Consider the following 24,559-nt stretch of genomic DNA (forward strand, 5'->3'; position numbering starts at 1 on the left):
CCCGCGTACGGACAGGCCGCCCTGCGAAGACCTCGCGGACGTGTTCCCTGAACCCTTTTGGCATTTGCCTAGTCCGGATCTCTCACTGTTGCCATAGGAGAATCGAAGTTTCCAAAATTCAGGTAACAACCCCCCGCGTGAAAGCTGGTGAAGCATCATGCGCTCTTGGACGATCAGGGTCTGCGCGATCCTCCTGATCCCCTTCCTGTTCCTCACGGCCGCCCCTGCCCTCGCCGCCGACCTGTCCGCCCCGGGCTCCCACCCGGTCGGCTACTCCGACGTCAGCGTCTCGGCCTCCGGTCGCTCGTTCAGCGCCCGGGTCTACTACCCCGCGACCTCGGCGGGAAGCAACGCGGCCGTCGCGGCCGGGCAGTTCCCCGTGGTGGCCTTCGGGCACGGGTTCTTCCAGAGCATCGGCAAGTACGCCTCTCTGGGCGGCCACTGGGCCTCCTGGGGCGTGATCACGGTCATGCCGACCTCGCAGGGCGGCCTGCTCCCCAGTCACAGCGCCTTCGCCGATGACCTGAACGCCGCGCTGACCTGGATGGTGGCGCAGAACACCGTCGCCGGGTCGCGGTTCAACGCCCACGTGCGTACCGACCGGCTGGGGCTGTCGGGGCACTCGATGGGCGGCGGCGCCAGCGTGCTGGCCGCCGCGCGCAACTCGGCGGTGCGGACGGTGACGAACCTGGCCGCGGCCGAGACCAACCCCTCGGCCGTGGCCGCCGCGGCCACCACGGCGGTTCCCACGCAGTTGGTCGCCGGTGCGGGCGACACCGTCGCGGGCCCGTCGGGTCACCAGATCCCCATCTACAACGCCAAGCTCGCTCCCAAGCAGCTGCGCACGATCGCCGGCGGTTTCCACTGCGGCTTCACCGACTCCGGCGGCCTCGGCTGCGACAGCGGTTCGATCACCCGGGCCGCCCAGCAGGCGATCACCCGCCGGGTGACCACCGCCTGGCTGCTGTACTACCTCCGAGACGACGCCGCCCAGTACGACGCGGTCTGGGGCACGGCCGCACAGACCGACCCCGACGTTCAGTTCCTCGGCGTCCGGTAGCGGCCCTCCGGCGCACCCGCCTCGGCGGCCCGGGGCGGGTGCAGGGTCGGCGGCCAGATGCCGGGCACGAACAGGCCCAGCACGAAGGCCCGCCCGGCCAGCGCCGATCGGCTTTCCGCGCCGAGCTTGATGCGCAGCCGTACCAGGTGATAGTCCACCGCCTGGCGGGTCAGGTACAACCGCCGGGCGATCTGCGCGTTGGACGCGCCTTCGGTGACCAGTTGCAGCACCGTGCTTTGGAGCGGGCTCAGCGCGGGCGCGGCGGAGGAGATCTCGTCCAGTACGGTCACCACCCGCCAGGGCAGGCCGTCGGTGCGGTGTTCGACGGAGGCGCTGATCCGGGCGTGGATCACGGTGCCGTTCCCGCGGACGAGCCGTATCCGGGTCCGGTAGACGTCGAGCCGCCCGAGGGCCAGCATCTGCCAGTAGGGCCGCTGGGTGTCGATCTCGCCGGGGGCGAGCAGTTCTTCGGCCGGGAGGCCGTCCAGCTCCTCGGCGGTGCGGGCCATCGCGGCACGGAAGGCGGGGTTGCTCTCCCTGACCCTGCCGAGCCTGTCCACCGCTGTGATCGGGATCCAGGCGCGCTCGAAATACACCTGGTACCGGCCCTTCATGACCGCACCATAGCTGGTCTCCTCCGAACGGATTCATTCGCGTCGCGGGGATCGAAGGCCACATGTCGTCGGCTGTTCAAGAGCATGTCGCGGGCGGGCCGCCACCGTCAATCGCCCGCGTGGTGGCGGGTGCCGGAGGAGAGCCGTCCTCGATCGAGATCCATGTGTCCTCACGTTACCTCTAGAGAAACAATGTTTCCAAGAAGTAGGATTCGCGAAACCAGAGGAAACGTCTAGGAGGCGACTGTGCCGGACAGGGGCGCGCGGATGGAGTCCGTCGACCATGGGACCGTTTCGGCGGCCAAGGGACCGCCCGAAGGGCCTGAGGGGCGGATCCCTCTCACGGTCGCCGCCGGAGCCGTCGTCGGTCACGAGCTGTGATCTCGGTCCTGTACGGCGGGCTGGCCCTGATCCAGCTGGCTCTGGCCGTACAACTGGCGCGATCAGGCCGGTGGATCCCGTTCGTGGTCGGGATGGGGGTCGCCTACGACTCGGCGGTCGTCGGAGCCGGGCGGCTGATCGGCGAGGGGGCGGGGCTGGAGGCGCTCAACACCGGCCGCTTCGCCGTCCATGCCATTCTCACCCCGCTCCTCATCGTCCACGGGGCGGCCCTCGTGCGTCGCGGACTGGTCGTTCCGGCGTGGGGTCTGGCCGGCGTTCTGATCGTCTTCGAGGTGGTGGGCCTGGCGGATCTGCGGCTGGAGCCCCGATGGTGGTCGGACACCCTGCGTTACGTTTCCGCGGATCCGTCGGGCCCGCCGATCCCGGCGCTGATCACCACGGTGATCCTGCTGGTCGTGGGGCTCGTGCTGTGGGTGCGGTGGCGCACGCCCTGGCTTTTCCTGGGCGCGGCCGCGCTCCTGGCGACCGCGGGTGCCGCCGTGGCGTTGCCCGTCCTGGGCAACGCGGGTGAGGCCGTACTGTTCGCGGCCATCGCGGCGACGGTCGACCGCGATGGCAGACGAGGGGCGGCCGGAGTCAGCCTGGGAAGGGGCTGACCCGGGATACGGCTGTGCGGTCAGAGACCCTCGCCGTCCCAGTAGCCGCGGGAGCGGGAGCGGACGGGAAGGCTTGAGATGATGGGGGCGGGGATGGGGTCGCCCGACTTCCAGGCCCGGCCGTGTCCCCGGTCGTGGGCGCCCGCGTCGGTGCGCTCGTCGGGGTGTTCCAGCGTGGCGGGATCGGCGCCCCAGTCGAGGGCGGGCGCTCCGTGCGCGTGCCCTTCCTCGTGGTCGTGCGAGTGGTCGTGCGGGTGGTCGTGGTCGCCGTGACCGCCCTGCAGGCGGGCCGCGTCGATGGCCTTGGCGATGGCGATGAGGCTCTTGTCGGTGCCCTGGCCGTGCGGGTGGACGTCCGTGTCGACGGCGCCCTGCTCGCGGGCGTACGCCAGGGACGCCCGCAGCATCTCCAGGTCCTGCTCGGTGCGGCGGGAGGGGCCCCGGCCCAGGTCGTGGGCGGACTGGGACCAGCGCATCCGGCCGCCTTCCGGGCCGTAGTTGATGGCCTCGCCGCCCCAGCGCACCCATTCGTTCTCGGTGTACCAGTTGTGCAGTTCGCCGTCGGAGCGCAGCAGCCAGGTGGCGCCGCCCTCCATCGTGGTGAAGTGGCCGTGCTTGACCCGGGCGGGGCGGAAGAAGTAGGTGCCCAGGTCCAGGGTGCCGAAGTTGTACTCCATGTGACCCTGGACGGTGTACGCCTCCTCGTAGCAGGGGTGGTGGGCCAGGCGGTGGTCGGCCCAGCCCTCCTGGGCGTGGACGAGGCGGGTGTAGAAACCGGTGACCGGGTCGACGTGCAGGTACTTGATGAACAGGCCGGGCATCGGCCCGGCGTTCGGCACCGCGTCCCACCGCATGGCCTCGGAGTCGATGACGATGACGTCCTCGCGAGCCCCTTCCCAGCGAGGTGCGGCCAGGCTCTGCACGGGGTCGAAGCCGGCGTCGCCGTACTCGCGGTAGTGCAGGATCCGAGTGCCCTCGGCGAAGGTGAGGGCGTCGGCGGGAACGCCCTTGGGCAGGTAGAGGTAGCCGCCCTTGCCGATGCGGCGGCCACCGTACGTCATCGAGCCGTCGAGCACGTAGTACTCGGTGTTGGCGTGGTGGATGCCGGGGCCGCGGCCCCAGTCGGTGTGGAAGTCGAGGCGCAGGGAGCCGGAGCCGTCCTCCTCGTCGGCCGACAGCCGTCGCTCGCTGGCCCTGCCCTCGCCGCCGGGCAGTTCGGCGGCGTGCCAGATGTAGTCGTCCTCGTGGATCATTTCGACATGCGGCCGCATGAACGGTTCTCCTTAGTGGTTGTCACGCAACTCGCGCTTCAGGATCTTTCCTGCGGCGTTGCGGGGTAGTGCGGGAACGAACTCGACCTGCCGGGGAAGCTTGGGGCCGGCCAGCATGGTGCGGCAGTGCGCCGCCAGTGCCTCGGCGTCGACCGCGGCGCCGGGCAGGACGACCACGAAGGCGGCAACCTGCTCGCCCCACCGCTCGTCGGGCAGGCCCACGACGGCGGCGTCGGCGACGCCGGGAAAGGAGGTCAGGACCTCCTCGACCTCGCGCGGGGCGATGTTCACCCCGCCAGAGATGATCATGTCCTTCTTGCGGTCGACGATGTAGATGAAGCCGTCCTCGTCGCGTTCGACGATGTCGCCGCTGGTGAGGAACCCGTCGGGGGTGGTGCAGGCGGCGGTGGCGGCCGGGTCGTCCAGGTAGCCGTTCATCAGGTACGGCGAGCGGCTGAACAGCTCGCCCCGGTCGGCGGGGTTCCCCTCGTCGTCCACCACCCTGACCTCGGTCATGAACCACGGGCGGCCCACCGAGCCGATCTTGTCGCGGGCGTCGGCCGGGCGGCAGTCGCTGATGATCCCGGCCTCGGTCGAGCCGTACAGCTCGTGCACCCCGACGCCGGGAAAGGTGTCCAGCACCCATTCCTTCAGCGCGCGCGGTAGCGCGGCGGCGTTGAAGTACAGGGTGTCCAGCGAGGACAGGTCGTGGTCGCGCAGCGCCTTCTCGCCCAGGGCGCGGAGCATGTGGGCGTGGGTGGGCACCAGGAAGACCGACTGGGCGCGCTCACGTTCGATCATCGCCAGCAGCCGTTCGGGGTCCCAGCCTCGCAGCATCGCGACCGTGCCGCCGGTGTGCACCGGCGCGTAGCCGAAGGCGAACCCGGCGCCGTGGTACATCGGGGCCACGGCGATCGTCCGGCGGCCGGGGCCCAGGCCCCACTCCAGAGCCGAGGCGTAGAAGGTGAGCGACCGCGACCGGTGGCTGATCACCACGCCCTTGGGGCGGCCGGTGGTGCCGGAGGTGTAGGCCACGCAGAACGGCTCGCGCTCGTCCACCTCGACCCGCGGGTCCCTCGCGCCCACTGTGGCCAGGGCCGCGTCGTAGGACGGCCCGAGCCGGTTGCCGCCCATGGACAGGACCGTGCCGGGGAGTTCGACGCCGTCCACCGCCGCCGCCAGCGCCTCGTCCAGGATGAGGGCGCGGGCGGCGCAGTGCCCCAGGATGTAGGCGGTCTCGCCGGGGGTCAGCCGGGGGTTGAGCGGCACCATGACCAGCCCCGCCTTGGCGATGCCCGCCGCGGCCTCCGGGTACTCCATCCGGTTGCCGAGCAGCAGCGCGACCCGTTCGCCCGGCCGCAGTCCGGCGGCCAGCAGGACGTTCGCCAGGCGGCTGGACCGGTCGTCCAGGCCGCGATAGGTCAGTCTCCGGTCGCCGTCGACCACCGCGACCGTCGTGGGAGCGGCCGCGGCGAGCTCGCGGATTCCGCCTGCGATGGAGAGCTGCATGAGGTCCTCATGTTTCGCATGGAGAAACGGCTTTCCATTATCGGTAGCATGTCGCGCGCGAGGCGCGCTCGTCAATGGAGAGCCGGGGTGGAGGAGGCGGGCGGGAAGTCGCCCGCGCGCCCGAGAAGGGCCGGCAGCGGCGCGCCGAGCCGCTCACCGATGTAGGAGGCGGCCGAGAGCAGCCGGTCGAGGTCGACGCCGGTGGCGATGCCCGAGCGGCGCAGCGCGTAGGACAGGTCCTCGGTGGCGATGTTGCCGGTCGCCGCCGGGGCGAACGGGCAGCCGCCGATCCCGCCGCTGCTCGCGTCGAGCGCGGTGGCGCCCGCCTCGACCGCGGCCAGCGCGTTGGCGTAGCCGGTGTTGCGGGTGTTGTGGAAGTGGAACCGCAGCGGCAGGCCGGTGACCTCGCGCACGGCCCCGGTCAGCCGCCGCACGTCGGCGGGCACGCCCACGCCGATCGTGTCGGCCAGCGCGATCTCGTCGGCCCCGGTGTCCGCGCACCGCCGCACCAGCTCGGCCACGCCGCCGGGGGGCACCTCGCCCTCGAAGGGACAGCCGAAGGCCGCCCCGACGGTCGCGGTGACCCGCAGCCCGGCCGCGTGGGCGCGGGCGGCGATCCCGGCGAAGGAGTCCAGCGCCTCCGCGACCGTCATGCCCTGGTTGCGCTGGCAGAAGGTCTCGGTCGCCACGATCGTGACGTTGACCTCGTCCACCCCCGCGGCCAGGGCCCGGTCCAGGCCGCGCCCGTTGACGATCAGGCCTATGTAGCTGAGCCCGTCGCGCCGGGGGACGCGGGCCATCACCTGCTCGGCGTCGGCCATCTGGGGGACCAGACGGGGGTGGACGAAGCTGACCGCCTCGATGCGGGTGAGGCCCGCGTCGGCCAGTGCCTCGATGTAGGCCACCTTGGCGTCGGTGCCGACCGGGACGGCCTCGTTCTGCAAACCGTCCCGGGGCCCCACCTCAACGATGTTCATGCGGGGAGAAGACATGTTTCAGGTGTATCAGTGTTGTATGCAATGAATCTATATATACGATGATTTTTGAGACTTTGTCAGCAAATTGTATGCAACTAGCGCTGCGAGATCACCGTGACCTTCGGGTCGGAGGCGTCGCCGAAGCCGTAGACGTAGGCCGCGGCCAGGGTGTCACCGAGCGAGGCGCGCAGGAACAGCCCGCTCCACTTGGCCGCGGCGTCGATGCTCTCCTGCTGCGTCAGCGTCTGCGGGGTGGCGTCGGGAACGGCGCCGGGCGGGGTCTGGGTGTCGGTGAGACCGAAGTGGTTGGCGCCGGTCACCGTGACGAGCGCCTTGGGTGCCGCGCCGAGAGCGTTGTAGGTCGCCAGGGCCGCCGCCGGCAGGTTGTTGCCGTCCAGGCCGCCCTGGACGAGGGCGACCGGTACCCCGGCGTTGGCGATCGGGACGGCGCCGCCGCCGGGCGTCGTCGTGCTCGCGCCGTAGAAGACCGCCGCGCGCAGCGCCGCGGGACGCTGGTAGACGGGCCCGAAGCAGAACGGGACCGTGCAGGTGTTGCCGATGGCGAACAGCCCGGCGGCCCCGCCGAAGGAGTGCCCAAGCAGGACCAGCCGGTTGGCGTCCAGCCGTCCGGCGACCGGGGAGCCCGCGCGGGTGTTCTCCGCCGCCGCCCACGTCACGGCGGCGTTGGTCTGGGACTGCTCGGGGAAGAGCCCGGAGATCGGGCCGACGGCGCGCTGGTGGTTCGGGACGGCCACGGCGAAGCCGAAGCCGGCGACGATCTTGGCGAATTCGCTGTAGCTCTCCCTGGGCACGTTCGCGCCCTGCAGGAGCAGGGCGACCGGCAGGGGGGTCTGGGCGGCCGGGTAGTAGACGGTGGCCGGGTCGTTGCCGATCTGCGTCTCGTACTGGCCGACCCAGGAGGGCGACGTCAAGACGGCCGCGGCTGACGCGGTGGACACGGTGGACACGGCGGCACCGTTGGCGAGGGCCGCCGACGGCGCCAGCGCGGTCGCCACGGTGAGCGCCGCGGCGACCAGCCCGGCGCGAATCCGCCGAGTGGACGTAGTGGAAATAGGCATGCTTCCTCCAGTGGGGGTGATTTACGGCATGGGGAAGAAACGGTCGAGGACCGTACTCGGAACTCGCGTGGCGAGAGGTGGGACGGCAGGGAGGCGGGCCCTGGTGTTCGCGCGGCCGGGGTGGGCCCTCAGTGCTCGCGCGGCGAGAGTGGGACGGCAGGGAGGTGGGGCCTCTGGTGCTCCCGCGGCCGGGGTGAGGTGGTCGAGGACGAGCCCTCAGTGTTCGCGCAGCAGCCGGCCAGCGCCGTACACCTTGTCCTCGACGCCGTTGTCGCGCAGCGCCATCCACCAGGTGGCGGCGTTGATGGCGATGACCGGCTTACCGAGCCACCGCTCGGCCTCGTCGGCCAGGCCGACCATGGACAGGTTGGTGCCACACTGCACGATCGCGTCCACGTCGGGGGAGTCCACCTCGATCAGCGCCTCGCGCAGGGTGGATTCGGTGACGTGCGCGATCGACACGGCCGTGGGGCACTTCAGGCCCTCGATGGCGACCACCTCGAAACCGATCTCGGAGAAGAACCGCACCACGTTCTCGTCGCCGACCGGCTGGTAGGGGGTGACCACGCCGAGCCTGCGCGCGCCGTACAGGTTCAGCGCCCGCTCGCACGCCTCCGCACCGGTCGCCACCTCCAGGCCGGTGAGGTCGTGGATCTGCTTGACGAACTGCCGGTTGCCCTCGACACCGCCCCAGAAGGTCTCGGCGGACATGCCCATCACCATGTAGTCCGGCTCGCAGGTCATCACCCGCTCGCAGGCCGAGCCGATCTCCTCGCGGATCTGGTCGAGCAGGCGCTCCATGCCCTCGTTACCGGCCATGTTCTGGTCGCGGATGTGGATGCGGCTGAAGTGCGCGGTGACCCCGGGAACGGTCATCCGGTAGAAGTCCGGCTCCACGATCGTGTTGGTGGACGGGGCGATCACGCCGAACTTGCGGCGCCAGCCGAGCGCGTCGGTCATCGTACGGCCTCCAGCCGTCGGGGGCGGCACAGCCGGAACGCGGCGATCGCGAATCCGGCCTGTGCCGCGCTGTTGGACAGTTGTTCGACCCATTGCAGGGCCAGCGTCTGGTCGGGTCGGGCGGCCAGCGGGCTGAGGATGAAGAACCCCAGGAGTTGCAGGCCGAACAGGGCGGCGGTGAGCGGGTCGCGGTTCCGCTGGGCGGCCAGGATCAGGTGGACGCCACTGAGAGTGGCGAAGACCGTGGTGCTGACCAGCAGCGGCAACATGCTTCCGGCCAGCGCGGCGCCACCCGCGCACAGCAGGGACAGGCCGATCACCAGCGGCGGGACCCAGCGGGGCGTCCGGGAGTGGTGGTGGCTGACCAGGATCCAGGCCAGCAGCCCGAACCCGGCGGTGAGCAGCGGGAACAGCAGCTGCTCCAGCCAGGTCAGGTCCGGGCCGCCGAGCGCGACGGTGAGCTTCCACGACGCCTTGGCCAGCCCGCCGGCGCCGATGAGAACCGCGGCGAGCAACACACCCGGCCGGGATCTGGCGTCCACATGCCGGGTGAGCAGGATGACACCGCACGTCGTCAGCACGACCGGGACGAAGTCCTCGACCGCGAGGGGGACGGGATACTCGCTCACGGGATCACCCGGCGTTTCGAGAAGGGGGCCGAGGCGAACCGGGCGAGGATCTTGCCCTGGGTCAGCCAGCGGACATGGGCGCCGTTGCGGGTCCGGGTCAGCGCCTGCTCGGCGAGCCACGGGGTGACGGTCTCGACCCGGTCGGCCAGGATGTTGAAGATCCGGGCGGCCTTGGCCAGCTCGTCCGGCGTGTAGTCGTGGATGAGCAGGTCGGTGACGACCATGCCGGGGCTGAGCAGGCCGACCGAGACACCGGGCGGCACCTCCTTGGCGAGTGCCAGGGTGAGGTAGGTCACCGCCCGCTTGCTCGCGCCGTAGACGGACAGACCGGCGACCGTACGGCCGTCGCTGCCCAGACCCTCCATGTTCCACACGTGGCCGCGACCCTGCTCGATCATCCCGCTGATGGCGACCGCGCTGCCGTTGACCACACCGGTCAGGTTCACGTCGACGACCGCCGCCGCCTCGGCGGCCGGGAGCTCCCAGAGCGGCCCGCGTGTCTGGGAGATCCCGGCGTTGTTGATCCAGACGTCGACCGAGCCGAACCGGTCGACGGCCGCGTCCCACAGCGCCTGAACCTGGGCGCGGTCGGCCATGTCCGCCGCCATCCCCAGCGCCTGATCGCTGTCCAGCGCGGCCAGCGCCTTCTTGACGGACTCGTCACTGCGGCCGCAGAAGGCGACTCGCTGCTTCCGGGAGAGGAACTCCCTGACCAGCCCGAGCCCGATGCCCCTGGTGCCGCCCGTCACGACTACGACCATCGAAGTACCCCGTGGACGACGGCGGACAGCACGTTGCCGTCGAACAGCTCGTAGACGACCGCCATCGTCTTGCCGGCGCTCATCCCCGGGGTGGCGTCGATCATGAACTCGCGCCCCTTGAGCTTCCAGACGTCGCGGAAGTGCAGGCTGGAGTAGTTCGCCCGGCCGTACGCCTGCGCGTTGCCCCAGGCCTCGGGACCCTCGTAGAAGGAGCGGAAGCCGTCACGCCGCACCTCGACGGTGTGGCGGCGGTCCAGGGCTCCGGACCAGGTGACGTGGTGGCGGGCCCGCAGCAGGTCCAGCGGTTCCACCTCGACCGTGACGTCCACGGTGCCGCGCGGCTTCTGGTCGGCGCCGAAGACCTCGCAGGTGCCGGAGAAGGCGCCCGGGGTCTTGGTGGGCAGGATGTGGGGCACCGGCCCGTTCCGGGTCTCGGCCGCCAGCCAGTCCGCCACCTTGGCGGGGTCCCGGGTGTAGAGGCCGTTGAAGCAGCCGACCACGGCGGGACCCTGGTAGAGCATCGAGGAGTAGACCTGGACGTCGTCGTCGGCGAGGACCTGGTTCCAGGTGTTGAGGTCCACCTGCCAGCCGGGACCGTAGTAGTGGGAGTCGACGAAGGAACCGTACGGCTGGCCGGTGCCGTAGAAGTCGGGGCCGGTGTAGACGCGGTTGGCGTCGGAGTCGACGACGCCGAACGCGAACGGGGCGCCGAGCCGGAACCTTCCGGCCATGGGGCCGCCGCCCTCCAGACCGCCGTCCATGTAGTAGGTGGTCACGCCGTCGACGAAGTCCGAGGAGCGGCGGATGTCCTCGTATCCCTGCCAGGTGCCGGTGGCGTCGAACAGGGAGGGGCGGCCGTGCCACTCTCCGGCGATGCGCCGCTGCCATTCGCTGGGTTGCGTCGTGTCGGTCACGAGATCAGTTCTCCACGTACGAGGTCGGACTGTTCCGCGCCGATGAGCCGGGTGACCTGGTGCCAGACCGGGTCCACCTCCGGGCTGAACAGGTTGGCCCGGTTGGCCGTGTCCCGGGCGGCGAGGTCGGTGTCGCCCTGATCCGGCACACCCGCCTCGAGCAGGCTCAGCCAGTGGTCGAGGTAGGTGTCGACGGTCGGGCCGAGCTTCGCGAAGGCATCCTCGGTGGCCCGGCAGACCACCATCCAGGGGGACATCATCGCCCGCTGGCGGGGGCCGATCGCGGCGGGGGAGAGGCCGTCGATCCTCCAGGCGGCCTCCAGCGGCTCCGTCAGCGGCAGGAAGCAGGCGTCCAGATACCCCAGATGGGTCGCCAGTTCGAGGCGGGGGATCAGGTCCAGGTGCATGGCGTGATAGTCGGCCGAGGCGACCGCGTCCAGCGTGAAGTGCGGCACGGCCGACTCCGGCCGGGTGAACGCGAAGATCATGTGACTGTCCAGCCCGATCATCGGCACCACCAGGCTGACCGCCACCACCTTCGCCGGTCGCGCGTCGCCCGCGGGCTCCGAGGCGGCAGGGCCGAAGGTGCGCAGCCGGCCCACCGGGGCGGGGGACATCGGGCTGGTCAGATCGGTGTCCGCGATGGGGGACAGTTCGGTGGCGGCGAGCAGGCGGTCAAGGACACGCTCATTCAGCGCGGCGGGCAGGCTCATCGGTGTTCTCTCCTCGAGACTTGTGCACCCAGGCGCGGGCGAGTTCGGGATTGTCGCGGCGGGCCGGGGAGGGGATCACCGTGGCCTCGCGGCGCGCGGCGGCGCTGCTGGCGTCGTCGTCCTCGCCGATCCACCAGCCCCGGTCGATCAGCTGCTGGCGGCGCCGCCGGTAGGAGACCTGGAGGGCGTCACTGCGGATGTGCAGCTCGGCGGAGAGGTCGAAGGGCAGCAGTTCCGGCCGCTGGTTCTCGACGATCGGCCGGTCCTGTTCGAAGATCTTGCCGATCCGCTTGGCAGCGCTGGCGTCCGCCCACTTGCCGGTGTAGAAGGTCCGGTAACCGACGATCTTCACGAGGGTCTGGTCCCTGTTGAGCGGAATGTTGTGGTCGTACAGGATCAGGTCGCCGAAGGGCAGCCGCACGTGCAGCTTGACGATGTTGGGCAGGTACCAGCCGTTGCTCACCACCACGGGCTGGCGTTCCTTGGTCCGGTAGAGCGTGCCCCAGATGCCGGGGGCGGGCGGCGGGCTGAACTGTACGTCGGCCTCCGCGTGCCATTCGGTCTCTGTCACCTCGTAGTCGGGGATCTCCGGCCTGCCCGGGTCGCCGAACGCGCTGCCGTGCACGAACGGCGTGTGGGCCGCGTCGACCACGTTCTCCAGGGCGCGCTCGTAGTTGGCCTCCAGCACGGTCTCCCAGTAGACGGCGCGGTACCTGGGGTCGTCGTGCTGGGGGATGTGCGGGATCGGCGGCCGCTCCTCCTCGGGCAGGTCGCCGAGGAAGGTCCAGACCATGCCGTACTTCTCGACCACCGGGTAGGCGTCCACCCGCGCCTTCTTCGGGATGCCCCGCCCCGGCGGGTTGGCCGGGATCTTCGTGCAGGCGCCGTCCGACTCGTACTCCCAGCCGTGGTACGGGCAGACGACACGGTCTTCGACGACCTTGCCCATCGACAGCGCGCCGCCGCGATGCACGCACAGGTCGGACAGGCACGCCACGCTGCCGTCGCGCTTGCGCCAGATCACGAAGTCCTGACCGAGGCAGGTGATCCGTCGCGGCTTGCTGTCGACCACGTGGGCGAACTCGACCGCGTACCAGAAGTTCTTCAGCACTTTTCCTCCTAACGGCGATGCAGGCCAGGCAGGCCGTCGAGTTCCGACCGGGCGTGGTCGTCACCGCACAGGTGTGTTCGCAGGAACATGGTGATCAGTCCGGCGAGGACCGGTTGTGGTTCGGCCTCGGCCGGCAGGTCCAGGAAGGCCCGCGCGGCGGTCGGGTCCACCGGGTCGGCGATCCCGAAGTGGTTGGCCCCTTCGATGACGGCCAGCAGGTGGGATCCGTCCCGGTCGGTGAGCGCCTCGTCGAACGTCCGGGTGACGGGATCGGCCGGGTGTTCCTCCTGACCGTACCGGTCCGAGCTGCCCATGATCACGCCGTCCCTGGTGCCGACCGAGAGCAGGACCGGGCAGTCCACCTGGGCGGGCACCACGGTCCCCGCGGGCCAGCCCAGCATGGTGGCCACCATGGTGTGCGCGCCGTAGGCGAACACGGCCTTCACCTCGGGGAAGTACCGGGCCGACTGCAGGACCAGGGAGCCGCCCGCCGAGTGCCCGCCGAGCGCGACCCGCTCCAGGTCGATCGCGCCCTTCAGCAGGTCGATCTCGGCCAGCGCGGACAGGATCTCCGAGATCGCCGGGCAGGTCGGGCGTGAGCCGTAGCTTCCGGGCCGGGCGGCGTCCAGGTCGACGCCGGGTGTCAGCCCGTACTCGCCGCCGAACAACTCGCCCACCCGGTCGAAGGTCACACAGACGAACCCGGCGGCCGCGATCTCGGTCGCGAGCCACCGGTAGGCGTCCTGACCCACGTTGATCCCGGACAGGAACAGCACCACCGGGTACGGCCCGCCTTCCGGCCGGAACACCCCGGTCAGCCGGTCACCGTCCGGCGCCGCCGGGTAGTAGACCTTCAGGTGCGAGGTGTCGAACGGAGGGTCGCCGCCGGTCTTCGCCGCCCACCACAGCGATCGGATCATGTGGGCCTCGGCAGCACGCGGTCGCCGCCCCACAGTGCCCGGACCAGTTTGTCGGTCATCTCCTCGCCGAAGTAGCGCACGCCCATGACGTTGGCCGGGTCGCGGTCGGCGATGTTCCGGCGGATCGCCAGGTCGGTCGCGGCCAGCGCGGGCCGGTCGGCCTCGGGCACCGGGTCGGCCTCGTCCACCCAGCGCAGCCAGCGGTCGACGCGGGCGTGGAGCAGCTCGCGGACCACGTCGATGTGCTGCTGGGCGCGCGGGAAGGAGTAGCAGTACGCGTTGGACGACAGGCTCGCGCGAACGAACCCGGCCCGGCTGGTGAACCAGGTGAAGTCCGGGTTCTCCTCCTTGAAGCGCACCCAGTCGGCGTCCAGCGGCGCGTAGTAGCGGTCGTAGTAGTCGCCGTTCTCGACCGGGTTCACCCGCGGGATGAAGTCCTGGTAGAACCAGCCCTCCGGCCAGACCAGCAGCGCGATGCCCAGGTGCGGCACGTCGACCTGCGGGCCCAGCCAGGCGGTCAGGTGCAGGTTGGTGAAGCTCGCCTTCGGGTTGCCCAGCCAGGAGTGGACCATCCAGTCCATCTCCGGCCCGGTGTAGGCCTCGATCCGGCCGCCGGGTCCGTCGGGATAGGTGCCGTAGCTGTCGAACCGGTCGCTGGAGGGGTCGCGCGTCAGCTCGAACCTGGCGTCGATCTTCGCCTTGAGCTCGGCGAGTATCGTGCGCAACTGCTCGAACGTCTCGGTGACGTCGATGACCGGCGACTCGTCGAGCATCTGCTCGACGTACTGCAACGTTTCCTTCATGAGGTTCCTTCCTGAAGTGCGTCCACCAGCCGCCACGGTCTGCCGTCCACCAGGTCGGTGCCGCGTGAGACGTGTCGGTTGACGGCCTGCGCCGGGTGGAGATCGGCGCTTACCGAGCGGTCACCGTTCTTGACCGGGGTGACGATCGGGTGGCTGATGCGGCCGCTGAACGGGCCTTCCCAGGCGGTCCAGAGGGTGAAGTCCCGGGGGGTGGCCAAGATGGCACCGGCCAGGCCGGCCGGTCCGTCGTGGCCGGCGGCGACGACGTTGAGCCGGTTCTCCGCGGCCCGTTCCAGCAGGCCGTACTCCAGCTCCCAGGCTTCGGAGGGGGTGAACGGCACCGCGACGACGTCCGCGTCGGCCAGCGCCGCCAGCCTGAACGTCTCGGGGAACAGGGCGTCGTCGCCGACGATGACGGCGAGCCGGCCCCAGGACAGTTCGAAGATCTCCAGGCCGTCACCCAGCGAGGTGACCCGCCCGGCGTGCCGGGTGACGGGGTGCAGGGCACGCTGCCGTCCCACGACCCCCTCGCCCGAGATCAGCAGTCCCTCGTGCGCCCCCTGGCGGATCTCGCTGAGCACCACGTGCGCCGCGGTCCCGCGGACGGCTCGCGCCGCCTCCTCGGCACTCACCCCGCACAGTTCGGGGAGCACGATCAGTTCCGCTCCGCCCGCGGCCGCCTGCCCGACGAGCTCTTCGGCGGTGCCCGGCTCGTCGCGGGGCCTGACCACGGCCGCGGTCAGGCGCTCTGCTCCGGCGGGCGCCCGGCGGCCGCGAGGCTCGGCGGCGATCGGCCGGTAGAGGGCGGGGCGGCGGGCGGCGAGGATGTCGGTGCCGTCGGGGCGGAGCTTGGAGTCGGCGAGGGTCACGTCGATGTCGGCGACGACCACGGCCTCGCCGGCCCGCGGTGCTCTGGCCACGACCGTGCCGTCCGGGGCGACGATCTGGCTCTCGCCCGCGCCGTGCAGCCACTCCGGCGGGACGCCGAGCCCGGCGCCGACGGACTCCAGCATGTCGGCGGGGATCAGCGGCCCGACCTTGTTGGCGGCGACCACCCACACCTTGTTCTCGGCGGCGCGGACGGGGATGTGCAGGCTCGCCTCGTCCACGGCGAACGAGTTCAGGCTGTTGAGCAGCACCTGCGCGCCGCGCAGCGTCAGCCCGCGGGTGACCTCGCTGATCACGCCCTCCATGCAGGCGTACATGCCGAGCCGCCCGAGTTCGGTCGAGATCACCGGGCCCACGGTCGTCCCGGGATCGAGGTGGTCGTTCTCCGCGCCCATCAGGGTCTGCTTGTCGGCCTCGCCGAGGAGGGCGCCGTCCGGGCCGTAGAGCAGGGAGGCGCCGGTGGTGCGCCCGTCCTCCCTGGCGAGGGTGACACCGATCTTGACATACGCGCGGTGCCTGGCGGCCCGCTCGGAGATCGCGGTGAGAAACGGGTCCCCGTGGCGGCAGGCCAGCCGCCGGGCGTGCGCGCGGTCCTCGTACCAGGACAGGTGGTTGCAGAACTCGGGCAGCACGATCAGTTCGGCTCCCTGGGCTGCGGCCGAGTCGATCGCGCGCAGACAGGCGGCCAGGTTGGCGGCCGGGTCCTGGCCCGTCTCGAGTTGCGCCGCGGCGACGCGTACCATGTGCACTCCTCGATTGTTACGTCTAGAGAAACGGTGTTTCCGAGACATAGGATCTCGCGAAACCGGAGGAAATGTCTAGGAGGCAATCGTGCTGACCCACGTGGTGCTGATGAAGTTCACCGACCCGAGGGACGCGCCGAAGGCCAGGGAGCTGCTGGAGGGCATGGGAGGCCGGGTCGAGCAGATCCGGGATCTCGTCGTCGGCCTGGACGTGATCGGGTCGCCGGTCTCCTACGACCTGTGCCTGATCACGCGGCACGAGTCCGCCGAGGAACTGCGCGGGTACCAGGACCACCCGGCGCATCTCGAGGTGGCGGCCTGGCTCCACCCGAGGCTCGCAGCCCGTGCCGTGGTGGACCACGATTCGTGATCCAACCCTGCTAGTCTCCTTCCTCGAAACAAAGTTTCTCTATGAGAAACACCACGCGGGGCTGGAGGATGAGATGAGAAAGCTCCACTTGAACGCCTTCCTCATGGGGGTGGGTCACCACGAGGCCGCCTGGCGCACCTCGGGCGCGGACCCATCCAGAGTCACCGATATCCGGCACTACCAGGAGCTGGCCAGGACCGCCGAGCGGGGCAAGCTCGACTCGGTGTTCCTGGCCGACTCCCTGTCCTTCTGGGGTGACATCAAGTACCACACCCTGGGCGGACTGGAACCGTTGACGATGCTGGCGGCGATGGCGGTGGTCACCGAGCACATCGGCCTGATCGCCACCATGTCCACCACCTACAACGAGCCGTTCAACGTGGCGCGCAAGTTCGCCTCGCTGGACCACATCAGCGGCGGCCGCGCCGGGTGGAACATCGTCACCTCGGCCAGCGAGTCGGAGGCGCGCAACTTCGGCGGGAGCCTTCCGCCGCACGCCGTCAGGTACGCCAGGGCCACCGAGTTCGTGGACGTGGTCACCAAGCTCTGGGACAGCTGGGAGGACGGCGCCGTCCTCGGCGACCAGACGGAGGGCATCTACGCGGACAAGGAGAAGGTCCGCGCCGTCGAACACCAGGGAGAGCGGTTCAAGGTCAGCGGGCCGCTGAACATCCCCCGCTCGCCGCAGGGCCGGCCGCTGCTGGTCCAGGCCGGCTCCTCGGAGGACGGCAAGGAGTTCGCCGCCCGCTACGCCGATGCCGTCTTCACCGCGCAGCCGGTCATCTACTCGGCCCAGGCGTTCTACGCCGACTTCAAGAAGCGGATCGTGAAGTACGGCAGGAACCCCGACGACGTGGCGATCCTGCCGGGCCTGTCGGCCATCGTCGGTTCCACCGAGCGTGAGGCGGCACAGCTGCAGGAGGAGCTCGGGGCGCTGGTCGTTCCCGAGTCCACCGTCGCCACGATCTCCGAGATGCTCGGCGTGGACCTGACGGAGCACCCGCTCGACCAGCCGCTGCCCGACATCCCCGGGGTGGTCGAGGGCCAGCGGAGCCGGGCCGGGGTCATCGTCGACATGGCCCGGCGGGAGAACCTGTCGCTGGAACAGCTGATCCGCCGCCTGTCCGGCAACCGGGGGCACCGCGTGGTGGCGGGCACCCCCGAGCAGATCGCCGACCAGATCGAGGAGTGGTTCGTCAAGGGCGCCGCCGACGGCTTCAACGTGATGCCCCCGACGCTGCCCGGCGGCCTGGACGACTTCGTCGACCACGTGGTGCCGGAACTGCAGCGCCGGGGCCTGTTCCGTACCGAGTACGAGGGCCGGACCCTTCGCGGGCACTACGGTCTCGCGCGCCCGGTCGTGGCACACGCGTAGCGGTCAGGTGCCGGGGACGGCCGCGACCAGTGCCCTGGTGTAGTCGTGCGAGGGCCGGCCGAGCACCTGCTCGGCCGGCCCTGTTTCGACCAGCCGGCCGGCGTGCATCACCGCGACCCGATGGGCGACGGCGCTCACCACGGCCAGGTCGTGCGAGATGAACAGGTAGCCCAGGCCGCGCTCCTCCTGCAGCCGGAGCAGCAGGTTGATGATCTGGGCCTGCACCGAGACGTCCAGGGCGGTGACCGGCTCGTCGAGCACCAGCAGGTCGGGGGAGAGGGCCAGCGCCCTCGCGATGCCCACCCGCTGCCGCTGCCCGCCGGAGAGCTGGTGCGGGTGGCGGTCGGCGAGTCCCGGGTCCAGGCCCACCTCCGCGAGCAGGCCGGGCACGTCCCCGCGCACGCCCTGCAGGCGCAGCGGCTCCCGCACGATCTCCCCGACCGTCCAGCGCGGATTCAGCGAGGTCGAGGGATCCTGGAAGACGAGCTGGAAACGGGATCGCAGCGGGCGCAGCCGCCGCCGTGACAGGGGGGCCAGCTCCACCCCGTCCAGGCGCACGCTCCCGCCGGTGGGCTGCGTCAGCCGCGCGACGCACCGGGCCAGCGTCGACTTCCCGCAGCCGGACTCGCCCACGATCGCGAGCGTCTCGCCCCGGTCGACCTCGAACGTCACACCGTCCACCGCGTGCAGCGCGCCGTAGCTCTTGCGCAGGTTCGTGACGCGGAGCAGCGGTTCAGCCATCCTGCACCGCCCAGCAGGCCACGCCGCCGACGAGCGGCGGGGTCTCTTTCGCGCAGCGGTCGAGCGCGACGGGACAGCGGGGATGGAACGCGCAGCCGGGTGGTCGCGACCTCGGCGCGGGCGGATACCCGGGGATCACCGGCAGCGGCCCCCGGCCCGTGCCGACCCGCGGCCGGGACCGCATGAGCGCGGCGGAGTAGGGGTGGCGGGGCGCGCCGAGGACCTCCTCCACGGTTCCCGTCTCGACCAGGCGGCCGGCGTACATCACCGCGATCCGGTGTGCGGCCTCGGCGACGAGGCCGAGGTCGTGGCTGACGAGCACGGTCGCCGCTCCTGTCTCTCGCTGCGCGGTACGCAGCACCTGCATGACCTGCTCCTGGACCGTGACGTCCAGAGCGGTGGTGGGCTCGTCCGCGATCAGCAGCGACGGCCTGAGTGCGATGGCCATCGCGATCACGATCCGCTGCCGCTGCCCGCCGGAGAGTTCGTGCGGATACCTCCCGGCCCGCTCCGGGCCGAGGCCGACCTGCTCCAGCAGCTCCGCGGCCCGCCGCCGCGCCTCGCCGCGACTCACGCCGTGGATCCGCAGCACCTCCGAGATCTGCGTGCCGACCCGCATGAGCGGGTTGAGCGACGTCGCGGGGTCCTGGAAGACGAAGCCGATCCGGCGTCCCCTGAGCCGTTCGAGCCTGGCCTCGGTGAGCTCGGTGCCGTCCAGGACGGCCGTCCCCCCGGCGACCCTGGCGGGGCCGGACAGCAGACCGGCCACCGCGAGCATGGTCATCGTCTTGCCGGAGCCCGACTCGCCGACCATGCCGAGCACCTCGCCCGGCCGTACCTCGAAGGAGACGCCGTCCACGATCCGCACGCCGCCGGCGGTCACCACCAGGTCCTGCACCTCAAGCATGGTCGTCCATCCGAACATCGAGGGCGTCACGGAGTCCGTCGCCCAGCAGGTTGACCAGGAGCACGGTCAGGGTGAGCGCGAGTCCCGGCCACAGCGGGATCCACCAGGCCGTCTCCAGCAGTTCGCGCCCGTCGCTGAGGATCGTGCCCCAGGAGGGGGCGGGGGGACGCACGCCCAGACCGAGGAAGGACAGGCCGCCCTCGACGAGCACCATCGTGCCGACCACGAAGGTCCACATCACCAGGTTGGCACTGGCCACCGCGGGCAGCAGATGCCGGGTCAGCACGCTCAGGTGACCGGCGCCCGCACCGACCGAGGCGGCCACGTAGTCCTCTCCCCTGACCTGCTTGACGATCGTCCGGGTCACCCTGGCCGAGGTGACCCAGCCGGCCAGGGTGAGCAGTGTGACCAGGATCGGGGTCGAGGAGCCCACCACACCGATGGTCGCGATCGCCAGCACCAGGAAGGGAAAGGCGATCCACAGGTCGCCCAGGCCCATGATCAGCCGGTCGATCCAGCCGCCGAGGTAGCCCGAGAGCAGCCCCACCACGATTCCCACCGCGCAGGCCAGGGTGCTGGCCGCGAAGCCCACCAGCAGCGAGGTCCGCCCGCCGACCAGGACGCGCGCCAGCAGATCGCGGCCGAGCTGGTCGGTGCCGAGGGGGTGGCCGGCCAGCGCGCCCTCCATCCAGAACGGCGGCGCCAGTTTGGCCGGCAGATCCTGCTCCAGCGCGTCCACGCCGAGCAGGAGCGGCCCGACCGCCACGGCGAGCGCGATCAGCACCAGTCCCGCCAACGCGATCCGCACCGACGGCCTCATCCGGCCGCCTCCCTTCTGACCCTGGGGTCGGCGAGCGCGCCGAGCACGTCGCCGACCGCGCTGACCGCGACCACCAGTACCGCCACCACGAACACCGTCGCCTGCACGATCGGATAGTCCCGCTGAAAGATCGCGTCCACCAGTTGTTTGCCGATCCCGTCGTAGGCGTAGAGCTGTTCGACGATCACCGTGCTGGACAACAGGTAGGCGCTGTCGACCACCAGGAAGGCGAGCACCGGCGGGAAGGCGTTGGGCAGCGCGTGTCGCGCCAGCACGCGCAGGCGGCTGCCGCCCTTGGCCCGGACCGTCCGGATGAAGTCCTGCGAGAGTGCCTCCAGCAGGCCGGCCCTCACCAGCCGCACGACGCGGGCGACGGTGAAGGCGGCCAGGGTCAACGTCGGGAGCACCGAGTGCAGCGGGCTCTCCGATCCATAGCTCGGCAGCCAGCCGAGCCAGAGCGCGAAGACCAGCAGGAGCAGCATGCCGAGCACGAAGTTCGGGACCGCCTGGGCGGCCGCCGCGCCCGCCGTGATCGCCCGGCCGGAAGGACGGCGGGCCCGCGCCGCGGCGAGCATGCCGAGCGGGACGCCGATCAGCAGCGCGAGCGCGAGCGTGGCACCGACGACCTGCAGGGTGAGCGGCAGCCGGACCAGCACCGCCGAGATGGCGGGCTCCCCCGTGTAGGCGGAGACGCCGAAGTCGAGCCGGGCGACATCGCCGAGGAACGCGCCGTACTGCGTCCACAGCGGCAGGTCCAGGCCGAGCTCGCGGCGGACCCGTTCGATGTCCTCCAGGGTGCCGCCGGGGCCCACGAGGACCGCGGCGGGATCACCGGACAGACGCAGCAGGAAGAAGAGCAGGGTCAGTACACCCAGCACCGTCACGGCGAGCCGGACCAGCCATACCGCGCCCGCGCGCAGCACGCGCGGGCCCGTACGGTCTGTCTTCATGCACCCTTCCTGGATTCGGCGAGCAGTACGTTGCCGTCGCTGTTGAGCGTCAGGTCGGACTTGGACGAGTGCACGTAGACCGTCTGCGGCCAGGCCAGGAAGACCACCCCGGCCTCGTCATGGAGCCGCTTGGCCATCGCCTTGATGATCGTCTCCCGCTTGGCCGGCTCCATCTCGGTCTGACTGCTCGCGAACAGCTTGATGTACTCCTCGTCCTCCACGTGCCGCTGCACACCCTTGGGCTGCGGGCCGAGGCGGTTGACGCCGGAGATGTCGTGCAGGTCGACGTAGTCGGTCTGCCAGTACAGCAGGGGGGTCTCGCTCTTCTTCAGCAGCGAGGTGATGAAGCTCGACAGGTCCTGGATGACCACCTCGCACTTGATCCCGACCTTGGCGAGGTAGCCGGCGGTGATCTCGGCCTGCTGCTTGAAGAGGGCGGTGGTGGCGATGTTCAGGGTCAGGCCCTCGGCGCCGGCCTCCTTGAGCAGGGCCCTGGCCCGCTCGGGGTCGTGCGGGAAGGCCTCCAGCGAGGGGTCGTGACCGAGGTAGCCGGGCTGGAGCAGCTGCCCGTTGGGCACCTCGCCGTAGCCCGACAGCCCGGAGGCGACGAACTCCTCCTTGTTGACGGCCAGGTTGAGCGCCAGCCGCACCCGCTTGTCGCGCAGCTTGGGCTCCACCTCGCCGATCATGCTCAGGATCGCGCAGGATCCGGCCGGGACGGGCTTCACGACGAACGAGCCGGCCAGCTCCGCCGCCACCGAGGGCGGCAGGCCGTAGGCGCCGTCGATCTCGCCGGTGCGCAGCGCGGTGGTCAGCGTGCCCGGGTCGGGGATGGAGACGATGCGGGCGGACTTGACGCTCTCGGACTTCCGCCAGGCGTCGGGGAACGCCTCCAGGTCGATGCTCTTGGCCGGGGCGTAGGCGGTGACCTTGAAGGGGCCGGTGCCCGAGGCGACGCTGCCCGGCTTCTCCTTGAAGATCGCCGGGTCGGTGATGGCCAGCCTGGCCAGCCGGTTCAGCAGGATGGGGTCGGGCTTGTCCGTCGTGATCCGCACGGTGTCCGGGCCGACCACCTCCGCGCCGGAGAGCGTGCCCATCTGCCCGACGCGGAAGGCGAACGCCGGGTCGCCGGAGAGCAGCCGATCGACGTTGGCCTTGACCGCGGCGGCGTCGAAGGCGCCGCCGCGGTGGAACTTCACACCCTGGCGGAGCGTGAACTCCACCGTGAGCTCGTCGATCACGCGCCAGGCGGTGGCCAGAGCCGGTTCCAGCTTGCCGTCCGCGCCGAACGTGAGCAGCGGCTCGTAGACCTGGGCGCTGAAGGTGGCTCCCACGTTGGAGAGCGCGGCGGCCGGGTCGAGGGAGTTGGTCAGGGCCGGGGAGGCGACGACGAGCGGCGCGCCGGCCGCTCCCGCCGCGGCCGTTCCCGTTCCGGCCGTCTTCGGCGTGGTCGCGCACCCGGTGGCGAGCGCCGCGGCAGCCAGCCCGCCCATCTGCAGGATCCTTCGGCGAGTGAGTTCCACGACGCCACCTTTCCTGTATCTCTATGAGATACGCCGTTACGATAGAGGAAACCTAAGAGGGGATTGGGAGATCGTCAAGGGGTGCGGCCCCGTGGGTGGGGGAGATCCCTGGGACTTCTCCTGCGGGGCGATCCGAACCCCCGCAACCTGTCCTGACCTGTCATGACTTGTCATGACAGAAGGTCGCGGAGGCCAGGCATATCGCAGGGTCCGCGGCGGCGCCGGGGCATGCCGGCCAGGCCGTCCATCGCGCCCGCGGCCTGTCTTCGGGGAGGTGTGGTCAGCCGGGGTAGGCGCCCGCGGCCATACCGCCTCCGCCGGGACGGAACGCGGCCGGGGCGTGGACGACCGTGGACTGGACGTACTCCAGCAGTCCCTCCTCGCCGTACTCGCGGCCGTAGCCGCTGCGCTTGACCCCGCCGAAGGGCGCGCGCAGCGACATGCCGGTGCGGTTGTGCGTGTTGACGAAGACGAATCCGGCCTCGAACCGGTCCGCCAGCGCGAAGGCGCGCTCCTCGTCGGCGGACCAGACGGAGGCGCCCAGGCCCAGCTCGCCCGCGTTGGCGCGGGCCAGGACCTCGTCCTCGTCGTCGTAGACGAGCAGCGGGACCGCCGGGCCGAACTGCTCGTCGGCCACCAGCGGCGCGTGATCGTCCAGGCCGATGACCAGCTGCGGAGTCACGAAATATCCTGATCCCGGGGCATGGCCGGGGGCGGATCGGCCCAGCGGCACCGCCCTCCCGCCTCCAACGGCCACCGAGGTCGCCACCAGCGCGCGGATCCGGGAGGCCGCGGTGGCCGAGATGACCGGCCCCATGGTGACCTCCGGATCCAGGGGGTCGCCGACCACCAGGACGCGTTCGGCCGCCGCGACGTACGCCTCGGTGAACTCCGCGCTCCGCGCCCGCGGCACGTACAGTCGCTTGGCCGCCATGCACACCTGCCCGCTGGTCGCGAACGAGGCCATGACCAGCCGCTCGTAGTCGGCGTCGGTCAGCGTGTAGTCCGGCAGGAAGACCGCCGGGTCGTTGCCGCCCAGCTCCAGCACCGAGGGGGTGATCATCGCCCCGGCCGTCGCGGCGATCTCCCGCCCGGCGGCCTCGCCGCCGGTGAACGCCACCTTGCGGACGAGCCGGTGACCGACCAGCGCGCGGCCGGTCTCCGCACCGCCGTGGATCACCCAGGCGGCGGGCAGCATGGCCGCGATCTCGGTGACGGTCAGCGGTGCCAGCGGGGCGGGCTTGAGCACGACCGTGTTGCCCGCCACCAGCGCGGGCCCCAGCTTGAGCATCGCCAGGATGATCGGGGCGTTCCACGGGGTCACGCAGCCCACCACCCCGTACGGCCTGCGCCGCACCACCAGCCGCCCGGCGTCGTCGTCGATCTCCAGGGAGGCCAGCGCCGCCGGGGCGCGGTCGCAGGCCCAGCGCAGGAAGGTGACGGCGAACCCGATCTCGCCGCGACAGTCGGCCAGCGGCTTGCCGGTCTCCCGGGCCAGCAGCGTCGCCAGCTCCTCCAACCGGGCGGACACGGCGTCGGCGGCGTGCCGCAGGGTGGCGACCCGCTCCGCGACCGGGATCCGCGACCACTCGCGGAACGCGTCGTCGGCCCGGCGGACGACCTCGTCCACCCCGGCGGGGTCCGTGACCGGCACGCTTCCGACGAGCTCGTCGACGCGAGCCGGGTTCTCCCTGACGATCACGGTCTCACGCATCGGATCTCCCTACACGGGCTCTTGTCCCGCGGTGGTACGGACGAGACGGGGGCCCGCCCCGGGCCCGTGACCGCACGGCGCCCCGCCCCCGGTCAGCGGGCGTCACGAGAGGAGATCAGGCCGGTGCGCGGCGGGCGCGCTCGCGCGGCCGCCAGCTCGGCCGGGGCGCGCGGTTCCCGCCCCCCGGCCGGCGCGAGCGCCGTGGCAGG

The 24,559-nt window shown here is 71.1% G+C and carries 24 protein-coding genes; 4 read left to right on the top strand and 20 right to left on the bottom strand.

Going from position 1 to position 24,559, the window contains the following annotated elements; all coding sequences use genetic code 11:
• Positions 1-157 precede the first annotated feature (157 nt).
• Entirely contained in the window at positions 158-1,060 is a 903-nt protein-coding gene (locus AB0J58_RS36245; RefSeq protein ID WP_364224393.1) for an alpha/beta hydrolase, read from the top strand.
• Here the strand turns inward: AB0J58_RS36245 and AB0J58_RS36250 are convergent.
• Positions 1,039-1,674: a LuxR C-terminal-related transcriptional regulator gene (locus AB0J58_RS36250; protein ID WP_364224395.1), complete on the bottom strand. Its 636-nt coding sequence runs from the start codon at positions 1,672-1,674 to the stop codon at positions 1,039-1,041. The genes AB0J58_RS36245 and AB0J58_RS36250 overlap by 22 nt on opposite strands.
• 377 nt (positions 1,675-2,051) lie before the next feature.
• Here AB0J58_RS36250 and AB0J58_RS36255 point away from each other — a divergent pair, with 377 nt between their 5' ends.
• A complete protein-coding gene (locus tag AB0J58_RS36255) occupies positions 2,052-2,672 on the top strand; it encodes a hypothetical protein (protein ID WP_364224397.1) in 621 nt (206 codons plus the stop codon).
• Positions 2,673-2,692: 20 nt separating this feature from the next.
• Here AB0J58_RS36255 and AB0J58_RS36260 read toward each other — a convergent pair whose 3' ends face one another.
• The 13 genes from AB0J58_RS36260 to AB0J58_RS36320 all read right to left on the bottom strand — a co-directional run bounded on the left by AB0J58_RS36260 (position 2,693) and on the right by AB0J58_RS36320 (position 15,950).
• Positions 2,693-3,943, bottom strand: a complete 1,251-nt coding sequence (locus tag AB0J58_RS36260; RefSeq protein WP_364224399.1) for a DUF4437 domain-containing protein — start codon at positions 3,941-3,943, stop codon at positions 2,693-2,695.
• A 12-nt stretch (positions 3,944-3,955) separates the two neighbouring features.
• Positions 3,956-5,452, bottom strand: a complete 1,497-nt coding sequence (locus AB0J58_RS36265) for an AMP-binding protein (RefSeq protein WP_364224401.1) — start codon at positions 5,450-5,452, stop codon at positions 3,956-3,958.
• A gap of 71 nt (positions 5,453-5,523) precedes the next feature.
• On the bottom strand, positions 5,524-6,429 hold the full coding sequence (locus AB0J58_RS36270) for a hydroxymethylglutaryl-CoA lyase (protein ID WP_364224403.1): 906 nt from the start codon (positions 6,427-6,429) through the stop codon (positions 5,524-5,526).
• Positions 6,430-6,524: 95 nt separating this feature from the next.
• Entirely contained in the window at positions 6,525-7,508 is a 984-nt protein-coding gene (locus AB0J58_RS36275) for a hypothetical protein (protein WP_364224405.1), read from the bottom strand.
• Between the two features lie 216 nt (positions 7,509-7,724).
• On the bottom strand, positions 7,725-8,468 hold the full coding sequence (locus AB0J58_RS36280) for an arylmalonate decarboxylase (protein ID WP_364224407.1): 744 nt from the start codon (positions 8,466-8,468) through the stop codon (positions 7,725-7,727).
• Complete coding sequence (locus tag AB0J58_RS36285; RefSeq protein WP_364224409.1) at positions 8,465-9,097, bottom strand: hypothetical protein; 633 nt, start codon at positions 9,095-9,097, stop codon at positions 8,465-8,467. Before AB0J58_RS36285 ends, AB0J58_RS36280 begins: the two co-directional genes overlap by 4 nt.
• Positions 9,094-9,858 (bottom strand): SDR family oxidoreductase, encoded by a 765-nt coding sequence (locus tag AB0J58_RS36290; RefSeq protein WP_364224411.1) that lies wholly within the window; start codon positions 9,856-9,858, stop codon positions 9,094-9,096. Before AB0J58_RS36290 ends, AB0J58_RS36285 begins: the two co-directional genes overlap by 4 nt.
• Positions 9,849-10,772 carry a hypothetical protein gene (locus AB0J58_RS36295; RefSeq protein WP_364224413.1) on the bottom strand — a complete coding sequence of 308 codons (924 nt, stop codon included), beginning with the start codon at positions 10,770-10,772 and terminating at the stop codon, positions 9,849-9,851. The genes AB0J58_RS36290 and AB0J58_RS36295 overlap by 10 nt, the downstream gene beginning before the upstream one ends.
• Entirely contained in the window at positions 10,769-11,485 is a 717-nt protein-coding gene (locus tag AB0J58_RS36300; RefSeq protein ID WP_364224415.1) for a hypothetical protein, read from the bottom strand. Before AB0J58_RS36300 ends, AB0J58_RS36295 begins: the two co-directional genes overlap by 4 nt.
• The gene (locus tag AB0J58_RS36305) at positions 11,460-12,596 is read right to left on the bottom strand and encodes an aromatic ring-hydroxylating dioxygenase subunit alpha (protein WP_364224417.1); all 1,137 of its coding nucleotides are present in this window, start codon (positions 12,594-12,596) and stop codon (positions 11,460-11,462) included. The genes AB0J58_RS36300 and AB0J58_RS36305 overlap by 26 nt, the downstream gene beginning before the upstream one ends.
• 8 nt (positions 12,597-12,604) lie before the next feature.
• Positions 12,605-13,516: a dienelactone hydrolase family protein gene (locus AB0J58_RS36310; RefSeq protein ID WP_364224419.1), complete on the bottom strand. Its 912-nt coding sequence runs from the start codon at positions 13,514-13,516 to the stop codon at positions 12,605-12,607.
• The gene (locus AB0J58_RS36315) at positions 13,513-14,319 is read right to left on the bottom strand and encodes an oxidoreductase (RefSeq protein ID WP_364224421.1); all 807 of its coding nucleotides are present in this window, start codon (positions 14,317-14,319) and stop codon (positions 13,513-13,515) included. Before AB0J58_RS36315 ends, AB0J58_RS36310 begins: the two co-directional genes overlap by 4 nt.
• Positions 14,316-15,950: a nitrilase-related carbon-nitrogen hydrolase gene (locus tag AB0J58_RS36320; protein WP_364224423.1), complete on the bottom strand. Its 1,635-nt coding sequence runs from the start codon at positions 15,948-15,950 to the stop codon at positions 14,316-14,318. The genes AB0J58_RS36315 and AB0J58_RS36320 overlap by 4 nt, the downstream gene beginning before the upstream one ends.
• Positions 15,951-16,038: 88 nt before the next feature.
• On the opposite strand from AB0J58_RS36320, the gene AB0J58_RS36325 reads away from it, so the two are divergent.
• Positions 16,039-16,320 carry a Dabb family protein gene (locus tag AB0J58_RS36325; RefSeq protein ID WP_364224425.1) on the top strand — a complete coding sequence of 94 codons (282 nt, stop codon included), beginning with the start codon at positions 16,039-16,041 and terminating at the stop codon, positions 16,318-16,320.
• Between the two features lie 73 nt (positions 16,321-16,393).
• Positions 16,394-17,695: an LLM class flavin-dependent oxidoreductase gene (locus tag AB0J58_RS36330; protein WP_364224427.1), complete on the top strand. Its 1,302-nt coding sequence runs from the start codon at positions 16,394-16,396 to the stop codon at positions 17,693-17,695.
• A gap of 3 nt (positions 17,696-17,698) precedes the next feature.
• Here the strand turns inward: AB0J58_RS36330 and AB0J58_RS36335 are convergent, their stop codons facing one another.
• The 6 genes from AB0J58_RS36335 to AB0J58_RS36360 form a co-directional block, all read right to left on the bottom strand.
• Positions 17,699-18,436 (bottom strand): ATP-binding cassette domain-containing protein, encoded by a 738-nt coding sequence (locus AB0J58_RS36335; RefSeq protein WP_364224429.1) that lies wholly within the window; start codon positions 18,434-18,436, stop codon positions 17,699-17,701.
• Positions 18,429-19,343, bottom strand: a complete 915-nt coding sequence (locus AB0J58_RS36340) for an ABC transporter ATP-binding protein (protein WP_364224431.1) — start codon at positions 19,341-19,343, stop codon at positions 18,429-18,431. Before AB0J58_RS36340 ends, AB0J58_RS36335 begins: the two co-directional genes overlap by 8 nt.
• Positions 19,336-20,151, bottom strand: a complete 816-nt coding sequence (locus AB0J58_RS36345; protein WP_364224433.1) for an ABC transporter permease — start codon at positions 20,149-20,151, stop codon at positions 19,336-19,338. Before AB0J58_RS36345 ends, AB0J58_RS36340 begins: the two co-directional genes overlap by 8 nt.
• A gap of 8 nt (positions 20,152-20,159) precedes the next feature.
• Complete coding sequence (locus AB0J58_RS36350) at positions 20,160-21,113, bottom strand: ABC transporter permease (protein WP_364224435.1); 954 nt, start codon at positions 21,111-21,113, stop codon at positions 20,160-20,162.
• Positions 21,110-22,636 (bottom strand): ABC transporter substrate-binding protein, encoded by a 1,527-nt coding sequence (locus AB0J58_RS36355; protein WP_343963056.1) that lies wholly within the window; start codon positions 22,634-22,636, stop codon positions 21,110-21,112. Before AB0J58_RS36355 ends, AB0J58_RS36350 begins: the two co-directional genes overlap by 4 nt.
• A 280-nt stretch (positions 22,637-22,916) precedes the next feature.
• Complete coding sequence (locus tag AB0J58_RS36360) at positions 22,917-24,350, bottom strand: aldehyde dehydrogenase family protein (RefSeq protein WP_364224437.1); 1,434 nt, start codon at positions 24,348-24,350, stop codon at positions 22,917-22,919.
• Between the last annotated feature and the right edge of the window lie 209 nt (positions 24,351-24,559).

The sequence above is a fragment of the Streptosporangium sp. NPDC049644 genome, from assembly GCF_040675205.1.
GTDB classification, from domain to species: Bacteria; Actinomycetota; Actinomycetes; order Streptosporangiales; family Streptosporangiaceae; genus Streptosporangium; species Streptosporangium fukuiense.